Annotated in this window: 9 protein-coding genes; 4 read left to right on the plus strand and 5 right to left on the minus strand. The window is 72.3% G+C overall.

The genetic code is table 11. From position 1 onward, the window contains the following. Positions 1-164 precede the first annotated feature (164 nt). Together pulA and ACIA5A_RS30630 are read right to left on the minus strand one after the other, a co-directional pair. Positions 165-5,684 (minus strand): pullulanase-type alpha-1,6-glucosidase, encoded by a 5,520-nt coding sequence (pulA, locus tag ACIA5A_RS30625; RefSeq protein ID WP_396768226.1) that lies wholly within the window; start codon positions 5,682-5,684, stop codon positions 165-167. Positions 5,685-5,826: 142 nt separating this feature from the next. Continuing rightward, positions 5,827-6,516, minus strand: a complete 690-nt coding sequence (locus ACIA5A_RS30630; RefSeq protein ID WP_396768228.1) for a cellulose binding domain-containing protein — start codon at positions 6,514-6,516, stop codon at positions 5,827-5,829. 188 nt (positions 6,517-6,704) lie between these two features. Here ACIA5A_RS30630 and ACIA5A_RS30635 point away from each other — a divergent pair, with 188 nt between their 5' ends. Beyond that, complete coding sequence (locus ACIA5A_RS30635; RefSeq protein ID WP_396768230.1) at positions 6,705-7,304, plus strand: GNAT family N-acetyltransferase; 600 nt, start codon at positions 6,705-6,707, stop codon at positions 7,302-7,304. A gap of 43 nt (positions 7,305-7,347) precedes the next feature. Here ACIA5A_RS30635 and ACIA5A_RS30640 read toward each other — a convergent pair whose 3' ends face one another. After that, positions 7,348-8,001: a GPP34 family phosphoprotein gene (locus ACIA5A_RS30640; RefSeq protein WP_181569340.1), complete on the minus strand. Its 654-nt coding sequence runs from the start codon at positions 7,999-8,001 to the stop codon at positions 7,348-7,350. Between the two features lie 198 nt (positions 8,002-8,199). On the opposite strand from ACIA5A_RS30640, the gene ACIA5A_RS30645 reads away from it, so the two are divergent. Further along, the gene (locus ACIA5A_RS30645) at positions 8,200-9,708 is read left to right on the plus strand and encodes an APC family permease (protein ID WP_396768232.1); all 1,509 of its coding nucleotides are present in this window, start codon (positions 8,200-8,202) and stop codon (positions 9,706-9,708) included. Positions 9,709-9,780: 72 nt separating this feature from the next. Here ACIA5A_RS30645 and ACIA5A_RS30650 read toward each other — a convergent pair whose 3' ends face one another. Together ACIA5A_RS30650 and ACIA5A_RS30655 are read right to left on the minus strand one after the other, a co-directional pair. Beyond that, the gene (locus ACIA5A_RS30650; protein ID WP_396768234.1) at positions 9,781-10,170 is read right to left on the minus strand and encodes a hypothetical protein; all 390 of its coding nucleotides are present in this window, start codon (positions 10,168-10,170) and stop codon (positions 9,781-9,783) included. 40 nt (positions 10,171-10,210) lie between these two features. Then, positions 10,211-10,885 carry a hypothetical protein gene (locus ACIA5A_RS30655; RefSeq protein ID WP_396768236.1) on the minus strand — a complete coding sequence of 225 codons (675 nt, stop codon included), beginning with the start codon at positions 10,883-10,885 and terminating at the stop codon, positions 10,211-10,213. Between ACIA5A_RS30655 and ACIA5A_RS30660 the strand changes: the two genes are divergently transcribed. Together ACIA5A_RS30660 and ACIA5A_RS30665 are read left to right on the plus strand one after the other, a co-directional pair. Beyond that, positions 10,884-11,072, plus strand: coding sequence for a hypothetical protein (locus ACIA5A_RS30660; protein WP_139128748.1), 189 nt, complete (start codon positions 10,884-10,886; stop codon positions 11,070-11,072). The two genes, ACIA5A_RS30655 and ACIA5A_RS30660, sit on opposite strands and share 2 nt — an antisense overlap. Before the next feature lie 53 nt (positions 11,073-11,125). Further along, the gene (locus ACIA5A_RS30665) at positions 11,126-12,052 is read left to right on the plus strand and encodes a hypothetical protein (RefSeq protein WP_396768238.1); all 927 of its coding nucleotides are present in this window, start codon (positions 11,126-11,128) and stop codon (positions 12,050-12,052) included. Positions 12,053-12,708: the final 656 nt, after the last annotated feature.

Raw genomic sequence — 12,708 nt, forward strand, 5'->3', positions numbered from 1 at the left:
CAACAACGAGGGCCGCGTCAAGCTCGACGACGAATCCCTCATCAGCGACAACGACCCCACCAACTGCGCCAACACCGTCAAGGACTGCTTCAACTGACCTGACGGACCCGGGGTACGGATCGGCCCCCCTGCCGTCTGGCAGGGGGGCCGGTCCGCACGTGCGGTCAGCTCTGGACGAAGACCGCCACGCTGCGCGCCGGCACGGTGAAGGTGCCGGCGGCCCGGTCGAACGAGGCCGTCCGCAGCGCCGGGTCGGCCGAGTTCCGCAGCACCGGGTGCAGCGCCACGTTCGCCCCCCGCAGGCCGGTGACGGTCTGCTTCGCCGTCTCCGGGGTCGCGTTGAAGACCACCGTCACCGACTTCCACTTCCCGTCCAGCCCGCGGGCGTCCAGGGTCATGGTGAGCACGCCCGGGGTCTCCTTCTCCCCGGACAGCGGGAACGCGACCCGCTTCTGCACCTGCTCGGCGGTGGGCAGCCCGAACACCGGCGAGGACCGCCGGATGCGCAGCAGCTCCGCGTAGCGGGCGTCGCTCAGCTCGATGGCCGCGCAGTCCGGCACCAGCTTCGCGTCGGCCAGCAGCGGCTTCGCGTACGGCCACTTGTCCTTGTTGTCCTGCTCCGGCGGCAGGCCGGCGCCGAACCCGTTGCCCTGCGCGCAGTCCCAGCGGATCTGGTTGAACCAGTCACCGGAGTTGAACGAGTTCCGGTCCAGCGACTTGGAGCGCAGCCGCTCCGAGCCGGCCGTCACGAACCCGGTCCCCTGCCCGAACGCGGTGGTCGCCAACGCGAGCACCTGCATCCGGGCCCGGTCCTGCGCCGAGGTGCCCTGCGGCAGCTTGTACGCCAGCGCGTCGTAGAGGATCTCGTTGTCGTGCGCGTCGACGTAGGTGACCGCCTCGCCCGGTGCGGCGGTGTAGCCGGCCGGGGAGCCGTTGTAGTCGACCTGCGCACCGGTGACCGTCCTCCCGGCGGAGTCGGTGAACCGGTAGTCGCGCAGGTTGCCGGTCAGCCCCACCTTGATCAGGTCGTGGGCGTGCAGCAGCCGGGCCTTCTGCTCGGCCGCCGAGCCGTTGGCCGCGTCGCCGTTCGGGTCGGTGAACAGGCCGGAGGCGAAGCCCTGCACCCGCGGGTTGGCGTCGAACGGGCCGCCGCCGCGCACCGCGTCACGGAGCCGGTCGTTGAACGTGCCGATCCCGGTGCCGGCCATGTTGGCCTGGGTGGCCTGCACGAACCGGGCGTCGTTCGCGACCTCGCCGAAGTTCCAGCCCTCGCCGTACAGCAGGATCTTCTTGCCGTCCACGCCGTCGCGGGCGGGCGTCAGCTTGTCCAGCGCGGCCCGCACGGCCAGGATGTTCGCCTTCGGGTGGTGACCCATCAGGTCGAACCGGAAGCCGTCCACCTTGTACGCCTTGGCCCAGGTGACAAGCGAGTCCACCACGAGCTTGCCCATCATGGCGTGTTCCGGCGCGGTGTTGGCGCAGCAGGTCGAGTTGGCGACCGTGCCGTCCTCCAGCAGCCGGTGGTAGTAGCCCGGCACCACCTGGTCGAGCACCGACTTCGGATCGGTCCCCGCGGCCGAGGTGTGGTTGTAGACCACGTCCATGACCACCCGCAGGCCGGCCTGGTTCACCCCGGCGACCATCTGCCGGAACTCGGTGGTGCGCTTCGCGCCGTTCGGGTCGACCGCGTAGCCGCCCTCCGGCACCGTGTAGTGCAGCGGGTCGTACCCCCAGTTGTAGCCGTCCTTCTCGGCCACCGCGGCGACGCACTTCTGCTGCTGGTCCGAGTCCGGCGGCAGCTTCGCCAGGTCGCAGGCCGGCTGGGCCTGGTCGGCCCGCTTCTCCGGGATCGTGGCGAAGTCGAACGCCGGCAGCAGGTGCAGGTAGTTGACCCCGGCGTCGCCGAGCGCCCGCAGGTGCTTCATCCCGGCGGTGTTCGGGTCGGTGAACGCGAGGTAGGTGCCCCGCCTCTCGGCCGGGACCGTGCTGTCGGCGATGGAGAAGTCGCGCACCGACAGTTCGGAGATCTGCGCCTTGGCCGCCGGCACGGGCGCCGGCTTGCGCAGGTTCGCCCAGCCGGCCGGCGCGAGCGCCGGGTCGGTCAGGTCGACGATCTGGCTGTGCGTGGAGTTCGGCGCGAGCGCCACCGAGTAGGGGTCGGTGACCGACGCGGTGACCACCTTCTGCGCCGCCGGCTGCCAGGCCTCGACCTGGTAGCGGTAGTAGCGCCCGGTCCACGCCTTCGTGCCGCGCACCGACCAGACGCCGGTGCGGTCGTTGCGGCTCATCGCCACCGTGCTCGGCTGCGCGGTCGGCGAGTCGAACAGTTGCAGCGACACCTTCCGCGCGGTCGGCGCCCACACCGCGAGGGTGGGCACCCGGCCGGCGAACGTCGGGCCGAGCTTCGCGCCGGTGGCCGCCGGGTAGACGTCGTCGAGCACGCCGGGGATCTGCACCCCGGTGGCGCTGAGCAGCGCGCCCTCGGCGTCCCGCTCGGTCACCACGAGCTGCCCGCGCAGCGCCGCCGGCACCTTGGCCAGGTCGGCGCGGTCCAGCGAGAAGGCGTGATAGGCCCAGAGCTGGGGGTACGCCTGCCGTTGCGCCTCGGTCAGCCCGTTGCGCTGCGCCCGCAGCGGAAGCGTGGTGTACGTGCCGGTCAGCTCGCCGTCGGCGATGCCGATCCCACCGGCCGGCGCGGCGACGAGCGCGTACTTCTTGCCGTCGGTCGGGCCGGTGGCCCAGGCGACGGTGGACCTGTCGATCCACTGCGCCTTCTGCTTGGTGACGTCGAGGTCCGTGGCGGCGCCGGTGGTGGCCGCCGGCAGCAGCCGACCCTTGACGCCGGCCAGCAGCCACACCTCGTGCCCGACGCCGGTCAGGTCGAGGCGCTGGTCGTCCGGCTGGTCCTTCTCGTCACCGTTGTGGATGATGTAGCTCAGCCCGGTCGCGCCGGCAGCCAGCGGCACCCGGAACACCGCGCCGTACGCGTCGATCTTCTCCGGCTTCAGCGGGGCGGCCCAGTCGGTCGGGTTGGCCGCGCCGTCCCACAGGTGCAGGCCCCAGCCGTCGTAGTTGCCGTCGGCCTTGCGCCAGTGGATGACCGCGGTGCCCTGGTCGACGGCCGGGTCGGGCTCGCCGGTGGCGGCCTGACGGGTCGGGTAGAGCGTCGGGTCGCCCTGCTTCACCCAGACCTCGCCGGTCTGGGTGACGTCGATGGTGCGGTCGTTCGCCACGTCCTTGTTGCCGTCTTTGTCGACCACCAGGAAGCCGACCGACTTCGCGCCGGGCTTGAGCTTCACCCAGGCGAAGCGGCCGTAGGAGTCCTCACCGGCGAACGGTTGCCCCTTCGGCCACTCGGTGGCGTACGCCGGGTCGATGTCGCCCCAGGCGTAGAGCCCCCAGTCGTCGTAGCCACCGGCCGGGCGCTGGTAGTGCACGACCGCCCAGTCCCGCGACGCGCCCTGCGCCGGGGTGCCGACCGTGCCTGTGGTGCGGGCGGTGGCGGTGCGGCCCTTGCCGTCGCGGACCACCGCCTTGTACTCGACCTTGGTGCCGCCGGCCAGGCCGGTCAGGTCGTGGTGGACCGTGTACGGCGCGCGGTCGGCGCTGCCCAGCAGCGTCCACTTCCCGCCGGGCACCCGGGCGGCGAACGTGACGGTGGCGAGCGGGTCGCCGGTGACCTGGGCGGTGATCGCGGTGGTGGTGGCGACCGGGGCGGCGCCCGGCTCGGTGAGCGTGACGGTCGGGGCGGCGCCGGGCTGCGGGATCGCCCGGTCGGCCTTGAGCACCACCGCCGACATGGCCGGCACGGTGACGCTCAGCTTGCCGTCGGCGCCGGCGGTGGCGGTGGCCGCGCCGCCGTAGATGCCGGTGAAGCGGGCGCCGGCCGACCAGGTGTCCACGGTGACAGTCTGCGGGGTCGAGGCGTTGTTGACCGCCGCGACGTGTTCCACCCGCTCGGTCTTCAGGACGCGGGAGAACGCGAACACGCCCGGACCGTCGGCGGCGTACCGGGTGACCTGGACGCCGTCGCGCAGCGCGGGGTGCGCCGCCCGGAGCTTGCCCAGCTCGGCGATGGTCCGGTAGAGCGGGTGCCGGGTGTCGTACTGGTCGGAGGCGTGGGTGCGGGTGGTGCCGATCAGGTCGTCGTCGAGGTAGTCCGCGGTGCGTGAGGCGAACATGTCCTGGCGGGCGTCCTTGTCCCCGCCCGGCCCGGTGAAGCCCTGCTCGTCGCCGGAGTAGACCACCGGCTGGCCGCGGGTGAGGAACATGAGCTGGTGGGCGAGCTGGTCGCGGCGCAGTTGGCTGGCGTCGTCACCGCCGGCCGCGGCGATGAACGAGCCGATCCGGCCCATGTCGTGGTTGCCGAGGAACGTGGTGAGCCGGTTGGCGTCGGTGTCCCGGGCCGAGTAGAGGTCGTCCCTGGCGTACACGTCGGCGAGGGCCTTGGCCGAGCCGTCGGCGGCGGTGTAGCCGCGGGCCGCCTCCTGGAACGAGAAGTCGAGCGTGGCGGGCAGGCCGCCCTGGCGTACGTAGGTCGACTCGATCGCCTGGTCGGCGCTGTAGACCTCGCCGAACATGAAGAAGTCCTTCTTGCCGGCCTTCGCCGCGTAGGCGTCGATGCCCCGGGTGAACTGCGGCCAGAAGTCGAGGTTGGCGTGCTTGACGGTGTCGAGGCGGAAGCCGTCGACGCCGGCCTTGCCGATCCACTGGCCGTAGATGTCGGTCATGCCCCGGACCACCTCGGGACGCTCGGTCCACAGGTCGTCGAGGCCGAAGAAGTCGCCGTACTCGCTGTTCTCCCCGGCGAACGTGGAGTCACCGCGGTTGTGGTACATGGTCGGGTCGTTGAGCCACGCCGGGACCTTGGCCTTCGCGTCGGCCGGGCTCGCGAACGTCGGGGTGTACGGGAACGACGCCGCGTTCACCGCGGGGAACTTCCGGGTGCCGTCGGCGTAGTTGCGGTCCTCGAACGCCCGGCCCGAGGCGTCCTTGTAGGGCGCGGTCTTCTTGTCCACGTAGCCGTACTTGTCCTCCGCGTAGCGGATGATGTCGGCCGTGTGGTTGACGATGATGTCCAGGTAGACCTTTATGCCGCGCCGGTGCGCGAGGTCGACGAGCTTCTTCAGCTCGGCGTTGGTGCCGAAGTGCGGGTCTACCTGCGTGAAGTCGGTGATCCAGTAGCCGTGGTAACCGGCCGAGACGTCCGCCCCGGTGCCCTGCACGGGCCGGTTCTTGAAGATCGGGGCCAGCCAGATGGCGGTGGTGCCCATCCCCTGGATGTAGTCCATCTTGTCGATGACGCCCTTGAGGTCACCGCCGTGGTAGAAGCCCTTGTCGGCGGGGTCCAGGCCGGTGCGGAGCCGGTCCCCGGTCAACCCGCCGGTGTCGTTGCGCTTGTCGCCGTTGGCGAAGCGGTCCGGCAGCACGAAGTAGAACTGCTCCGCCTTCGCGGTGTTGGTCCCGGCCTTGAGCAGCGCCTCGGCGGACGGCTCCCGGTTCCACTGGGGGGCGTTGCCGGCGGCCAGGACGTCGGGGGTGACGGCGCGCTGGGCGCCTCCGGCGCCGAGTTGGTGGAGAGCTGTCGGCACGCCGACGAGGGCCACCGGCACGCCGACGAGGGTGAGTACGAGGGAGGAGACCAGGGCGAGCAACGCCTTGGGGGATATCGGCGTCGGTTTCATCGACGGCCTTTCTCTGGTCGCTGATTCGCCCGCACGCTAGCCCTTGCCGAAACATTCTGCAATACCTTGCAAACGACGTCGCAACACGGCAGTCATCTTGCAAAACGCCGGAACCGGCGTCCGCGCGTACGGGACCGGCGGGTCAGAGACCGGCGCAGGTCGCGCCGTCGACGGCGCACGAATCCGGCCGGGTGCCGGCCTGCTCGACGTGGAAGCGCACCGGCACCGACGCGCCGGCGGCCAGGTCGACCCCGCTGCGGTAGGTGAAGACCCCGCCGTCGAAGCCGAACGTGCCCTGCTCGGCGCCCTCCACCCAGGCGGTGACCAGCCGGCCCCGCGGAAACGTCAACCGCACCGTCCAGCCATGCGCCGAGCGACCGGTGTTGACCAGCAGCACCTCGCCGATGAAGCCGCCGTCGAACGTGTTCACCACCCCGTACCGCCCGGTCATCGCCGACGGCGGGGCCGGTCGCGGCGGCGCGGGGGACGCGGGCCGGACATCGCCGCGCGGGGTCCCGGTCGACGCGGCCGGCGTCGGCCGGGCCGGCAACACGGTCGACCGGGGCGAGAGCCCAGGCGCCACCGGGCGCGCGGCCGGGCTCGACGCCGTGCCGACGCCGGTGGGCGACGTCGCCGGCGCGACCGGCAGGCCCGGCAGGGACATGGCCGGGTCCGTCGGCCCCTGCGTCGGGAACGTCCGCCGACCGCGCACCGAGCCGAGCGCCACCGCCAGCAGCACCACCATCACGATCACGCCGATGGCGACGAGGATCCACGGGGACGAGGTGATGGCGGAACCGGGCGACGGGGCGGCACGACGCGTGCGGGACATGTTCCTCCTGTCGGCGGGCAGGGGAACGCCCGGCTGCCCTCCCCCGTTGGCGGACTGCGCCAGCCTAGCCAGCAACGCCGCGAGCGGCGAGCGACGCGAACGGATCTGACCCGCGACTCAGCGACCTGATACGTTGCACGCCGATCGATGACCACAATGGCTCGTGCGGTGCGCAGAACGGGTGGCCAATGACTGAGTGGCAGGGCAACATCAGGCGTGCGTCCACGGCGGACCACGCCCTCGTGACCGGGATCCTCGCCGAGGCGTTCATGCGGGACCCGGTCAGCGGCTGGATCTTCCCGGCGGAGGACCACCGGGCGCGGGTCCACCCCGCGTTCTTCGGGCCGTTCGTCGCGTTGGCGCTGCGTACCGGCCAGGTCCACGTGGCCGGCGACGGCCTGGGCGCGACGCTCTGGCTGCCGGTCGGCGGCGACCACGACGGCGACGACGGCGAGGAACTCGCCGAGCTGGAGTCCGCGATCGGCCCCGAGGCGATGAAGCGGTTCGCCGTGCTCGACGAGCTGATGGCCGCGAACCACCCCGGCGAGCCGCACTGGTACCTGCCGTTCATCGGGGTGCACCCCGACCACCACGGCAAGGGCGTCGGCTCGGCGCTGCTGCGCGACCGGCTGACCGAGTTGGATCAGACCGGCACGGCCGGCTACCTGGAGGCCAGCACGCCGCGCAACGCGGCGCTCTACGAGCGGCTCGGCTTCCAGCGCCGCCCGGTCACGCTGGACCTGCCGGACGGGCCCAGCCTCTACCCGATGTGGCGCGACCCCGCCTGAGAAGACTCGCCGTCCCGCCCCGGATCCGCCGGGGCGGGACGCGTCAGCGGCGGACCGTCGTGGTGCTGACGTCGAGCGCGCCCACCACCGCGGCGAGCAGCCCCTCCAGTTGCGCCGGAAGGAAGCGCCGGCAGTCCCGCATCCGGCCACCGACCTGCGGGTCGAAGATGTGCGCGGCGAGACCGACCGCCTCGCCCAGGCTCGCCAGCAGCAGCGTCCCCGGGTCCAGCTCGGCCGGGGACGAGTGCATCAGCATCGCGGTCAACCGGACCCGCGGCGACGCCGCCTGGTTCGGGTCGATGGCCGGCCAGCGCACCTGGCGGCCGATCAGCTTGCCCTGCTCCCGGCGCAGCACGCCGGCGGTGACCAGCCGGGTGCCGACCCGCTCGTTGATGTTCAGCTGGGTCCGCAGGTAGCGGATCCACAGCCGGGCCGGATGCGCGCCCTCGCGCCGCAGGATCTCGGTGATCAGCAGGTCGGTCAGCGGCTCCTGCCACAGCCGCGGGTCGACCGCGGCGATGCCGCCGTTGTCGAGGGCGATGCGGCCCTCGAACATCAACTCGGCCAGCGCGGCGCCGGCCAGTCCGCACTCCAGCCGGTCGACGGCGACATGCGGCTTACCGGTGAACTCGTCGTGTCCGATGAGGAACAGCGCATCGGCGAGCCGGTACGTGGCTTGTGCCCCGGGGTAGGTCATGGTCCATCCTCGAACGGTGGCCGTGATCGTCGCCACGGGACGGTACGGCATGAACACGCACAGCTCAATTCCGGTCGATCATGCGCACCCTAATCGATATCGAAGCGGGCTTGTGACGATCCGTGATCACCAATACCCTGCTTCAGGCTGTTCCGAAGTAGACACCCTCTACCCCTTCCCCCTCCCCCTGGAGAAGCCTTGTCCTCCGATCCGTTCTTCTCCGACGGTGGGCTGCGCCGTGGCCGTCTCGGCACCGCCCACCTCGTCTTCTTCACCGTCGCCGCGTCGGCTCCGCTGACCGTTCTCGGCGGCGGCGTCACCACCATGTACGCCGTCAGCGGCAACGTCGGCGCCGCACTGGGCTACGTACTGCTCGCGGCCGTGCTCGCCGTCTTCGCCACCGGCTACGCCGCGATGAGCCGGTACGTCGCGAACGCCGGCGCGTTCTACGCGTACATCGCCAACGGACTGGGCCGGGCCGGTGGGGTGGCCGGCTCGGCGGTCGCGCTGGCCGCGTACAACGCGATCCAGATCGGCCTCTACGGGCTGTTCGGCGCGATCATGAAGGACTTCATGACGGCGAAGGCCGGGCTCACCCTCGACTGGTGGGTCTGGGCGCTGCTGGCCTGGATGTTCATCGCCGTGCTCGGCGTGCTGCGCATCGACCTCAACGCCAGCGTGCTCGCGGTGCTGCTGGTCCTCGAGTGCGTGGCGGTGCTGATCTTCGACCTGGTGGCGTTCGCCCACCCGGCCGGCGGCAGCGTCACCACCGCCGGCATCAGCCCCACCCACCTGTTCGGGGCCGGGTTCGGCGCGGTGCTGGCGTTCACCATCGCCTCGTTCACCGGCTTCGAGAGCGGCGCGATCTACAGCGAGGAGGTCAAGGACCCGCGGCGCACCGTGGCCCGGGCCACCTACATCGCGGTCGCCTTCACCGGCCTGTTCTACGCCTTCTCCGCCTGGGCGCTCACCGTGCTGACCGGCCCGGAGAACGCGCAGCAGGCCAGCACCGAGGCCGGACCGGGCGTGGTCTTCGGCGCCCTCGACCAGTACGCCGGCACCGTGATCGCGGACATCGCGAACGTCCTGTTCATCACCAGCGTGCTGGCCGCCCTGCTGTCGTTCCACAACGGCGTGGCCCGCTACCTGTTCGCGCTCGGCCGGGAGAACGTCCTGCCCCGCTTCCTCGGCGCGACCTCCAGCCGCAGCGGCGCCCCGATCGCCGGCTCGCTGATCCAGAGCGTGCTGGCCGTGGTGGTCTTCCTGGCGTTCGCGATGAGCGGCCGCGACCCGGTCATCGACCTGTTCACCTGGCTCTCCGGCTCGGCCGCGGTCGGCGTGGTGCTGCTGATGACGCTCACCTCGGCCGCCGTCGTCGGCTTCTTCCGGGGCCGCGGCGGTCCCGAGTCGGCCTGGCAGCGGGCGATCGCCCCGGCGCTCGGCACCGTCCTGCTCACCGCCGTGCTGCTGGTGCTGCTGTTCAACTTCGACGCGCTGCTCGCGCCGGACACCGCGAGCTACCTGAAGTGGCTGCTCCCGGCGATCCCGGTGGTCGCCGGCGTGCTCGGCCTGATCTGGGGCGCGGTGCTGCGGACCAGCCGGCCGGACACCTACCGCCGGATCGGGCAGCTCGACGAGGAGGGCCTGCACGAGCCCGGCCTGCACTCGGCCCCGGAGGCCGACCGCTGGGCCGCCAGCCACCGCTGAGCAGGTAAGGCGGGGCCCCTTCTTAACGCTTGCGGTAGAGAAGGGGCCCCTTCTCAACAACCGGGCACCGGGTCAGGCGGTGCGGATGACGGTGCAGATGGCCGGGCCCTCGTCGGTGGCCCGCAGCAGATAGCGGTAGCGCTCACCGGGCACCGCCCGGCCCTGGCTGTCGAGGAACTCCCACCGCACCGCGACCTCGGTGAGCAGCGCGGACACCTGCTGCACGTCCTCGATCTGCGCGTTCGCGGCGATCAGTTCCCGCTCCTGGTAGTCGGGCGCGGCGCCGACGAAACTCAGCGCCACCGCCGCCGGCGAGGCGAACGAGAAGCTGTAGGTGTCGGCGACCACCAGCCCGGGCAGGGCGTAGCAGCCGGCGATCGCCGGCACGTCGGCGCTGGTCAGCGCCACGCCGTACCGGTCGAAGAAGTCGGAGAGCGTGTCGAGGTCGGTGGAAGCCGTCACACCGGCTTCCATTACCGGCCCGCCACCTCGGCAAACCTGGTCAGCGGGGCGGGATGCGAACCTCGATCTCCGCACCGAGCTGGGCGCCGCCGGTCAGCGCCAGGTCGTCGCCGCTCCAGAACCGCCCCGGGTCGTACCAGTTGGGTCGCCGCCCGGCCGGCAGGAGCCCCATCGCCTCGTACGTCACCGCCACCACCTCGGCGCAGTACGCCGTCTCCAGCGCCCGGTCGCGCGCCTTCGTACCCTCGTCGGGCCCACGGTCATCGTCCGACGTGGACGGCGCGCGGCGCAGGTGCGGCATTCGGCCCCGGGCCCACCGCCAGGCGAGCTGCGCGGTGGAGGGGAACGGCGTGCCGTCGAGCCGCGCCACGGTACGCAGCACCGCCTCCTCCATCGTGGTGTCGGCGGACGGTTCGAGCTGACGCAGCCAGCCGCGCTGGCCGTACCGGTTGGCCCACACGCAGACCGCGTCGCGCAGGTCGTGCAGCTGCACGCCGCGCTGGCGGGTGCCGGTCCACATGTCCGGCAGCGAGCGGCCCAGCTCGGCGTGCCACATCAGCGGCGGCATGTCGTCCAGCACCACCGCCATGCCCACGTGGTTGACCGGGCTGTTGGTGGTGAACTGGATGGCGCGGTCGGGCACGCTGCGCCCGCGGAACACCCACAGATCTCCGGTACGGGTCAGCTCCACGGCCTCGTCCAGGCTGATGCTCATGGAGGACTACCCTAAGCCGATGCGGCAACGGATGCGGTGGTGGAAGCTGCTCGGTCTGGCCGGTCTCGCCGGCGTGGCGGCGACGGGCGTGGTGGTGGCGCGGGCGGAACGGCAGCGCCGGGCGTACACCCCGGAGGAGATCCGGGACCGACTGCGGGAGCGGCACGCCAAGGCATCGTCCTCCTGATCGGCGATTTTCCGGGGCGGCGCACGGCGGCGAGCTGCCCTATCATCGGCCTGATGAAAAACAGTTTCTGGGAGACACAGTTTATTCTCGATCCCCCGCCCGCGCCGGTGGAGCGGCACGGCGACGTCGACCTGCACCTGCCGCCCGGCGACGGCCGCCACCCGGCGGTCGTGGTGGTGCACGGCGTACCCGGCCCGCCGGAGGCACCCGACGCGCGGGACTGGCCGCTCTACCGCGGCTACGGCGCCCTGCTCGCCGAACGCGGCGCGGTGGCCGCGATCCCCCGGCTCACCGTGGCGCACCCCGACGACCTGACCACTGTCGCGGACCGCGTCGCCGGCACGGCCGACCTGCTCCGCGCCGACCCGCGCGTCGACCCCGACCGACTGGCGCTCTGGCTCTTCTCCGGCGCCGGCCTGCTCCTCGGCGACTGGCTGCGCGACCCACCACGCTGGCTGCGCGGGCTCGCCGCGACCTATCCGCTGCTGGCGCCCCTGGCCGAGTGGCCACCCGTCGATCCGCGCTTCCACCCGATCGACGCCCTCGGCCCTACCGGATCCCGGGCCACCAGCCCCGACCCGCTCGGCGCCACCGGCCCCGATCCGCTCGACCCCATCGGCGCCCACCCGGCCGACTCCACCGGCGACCGGGCCGGAGCCGTACCCGCCCCGACCGCTCGCGTCGACGCCGGACCCGTCGGCGGCGCGGCGCGGCGGCCGGTCGGCCCGAACCAGCCCTCGGCGGCCGGCGCGGTCCGGTCGGTGCCGCTCGTACTGACCAGGGTCGGGCGGGACCGACCCGAGGTCGCGTCCTCCATCGACACGTTCCTGACCGCCGCCGCCCGGCACGGCACGCCTGTCCGGATCGTCGACGTGCCGCACGGGCAGCACGGTTTCGACGCCCTGGACCACACGGATGAGTCGCGCGTCGCCGTGCGTACCGCCCGTGACGCCCTGCTCGACCTGCTCGCCCACCGCTGATCCGACTACGGTCCGCCGGGGTGGCGGCAGGCGACCCGCCCGGAACCGACAACCGTCGCCACAGCCGCGCACACCGCGAACCCGTGAGCCCGACCGGCGCCACGGATGCCCGCACAGCCGTTGACACACCCATGGCGTTCCAGTGACGCCCACCAAGCCGGCGGGTGGAACGCCATGGGTGTCAAAGCGGCCCTCAGACACCCATGACGTTCCAGCGACGCCTACCCAGGCAGGTAGGTGGAACGCCGTGGGTGTCTGCCGGGTCGGCCGGGTCGGCCGACGTGCCCGTTCGCGCGGGGGCGAACGGGTGCGACCGGTGTCGCTTTCGTGCGGTTTGGGGTGGTGAGGGTCACCGGCTCGGCGGAATCGGCGCCGGGGGTGGGGCGTTATACCTGGCAGACCGCGTGGAGCCCCGGCCCCGCCGCAGGCACCCGGTCGGAATGACCGGCCACCGGCCGTCGTTACATCCCCTGGCGCCGCCGAGCGCACGACCCGGCAGGCGCCGGAATGACCGGCCACCGCCCGTGGTTACACCCCCAGGCCGCGCGCCGGCCGCCGGGCCCCGAGCAGGCCACCCGCGCCGCCGGGCCCACCCCCTTCAAGACTTTCCCCCGCACGTGGCATCCCCCGTGCCGCGTCCACCCCCACGTTTTGGG

Origin of the sequence: Micromonospora sp. NPDC051300, from assembly GCF_044455315.1 — a bacterium.
Taxonomy (GTDB): domain Bacteria; phylum Actinomycetota; class Actinomycetes; order Mycobacteriales; family Micromonosporaceae; genus Micromonospora; species Micromonospora robiginosa.

Excerpts from the sequence above, each read along its gene's own strand:
- pulA (WP_396768226.1), bottom strand. The coding sequence starts at position 5,684 with ATGAAACCGACGCCGATATCCCCCAAGGCGTTGCTCGCCCTGGTCTCC.
- ACIA5A_RS30630 (WP_396768228.1), bottom strand. The coding sequence starts at position 6,516 with ATGTCCCGCACGCGTCGTGCCGCCCCGTCGCCCGGTTCCGCCATCACC.
- ACIA5A_RS30635 (WP_396768230.1), top strand. The coding sequence starts at position 6,705 with ATGACTGAGTGGCAGGGCAACATCAGGCGTGCGTCCACGGCGGACCAC.
- ACIA5A_RS30640 (WP_181569340.1), bottom strand. The coding sequence starts at position 8,001 with ATGACCTACCCCGGGGCACAAGCCACGTACCGGCTCGCCGATGCGCTG.
- ACIA5A_RS30660 (WP_139128748.1), top strand. The coding sequence starts at position 10,884 with ATGGAGGACTACCCTAAGCCGATGCGGCAACGGATGCGGTGGTGGAAG.
- ACIA5A_RS30655 (WP_396768236.1), bottom strand. The coding sequence starts at position 10,885 with ATGAGCATCAGCCTGGACGAGGCCGTGGAGCTGACCCGTACCGGAGAT.
- ACIA5A_RS30665 (WP_396768238.1), top strand. The coding sequence starts at position 11,126 with ATGAAAAACAGTTTCTGGGAGACACAGTTTATTCTCGATCCCCCGCCC.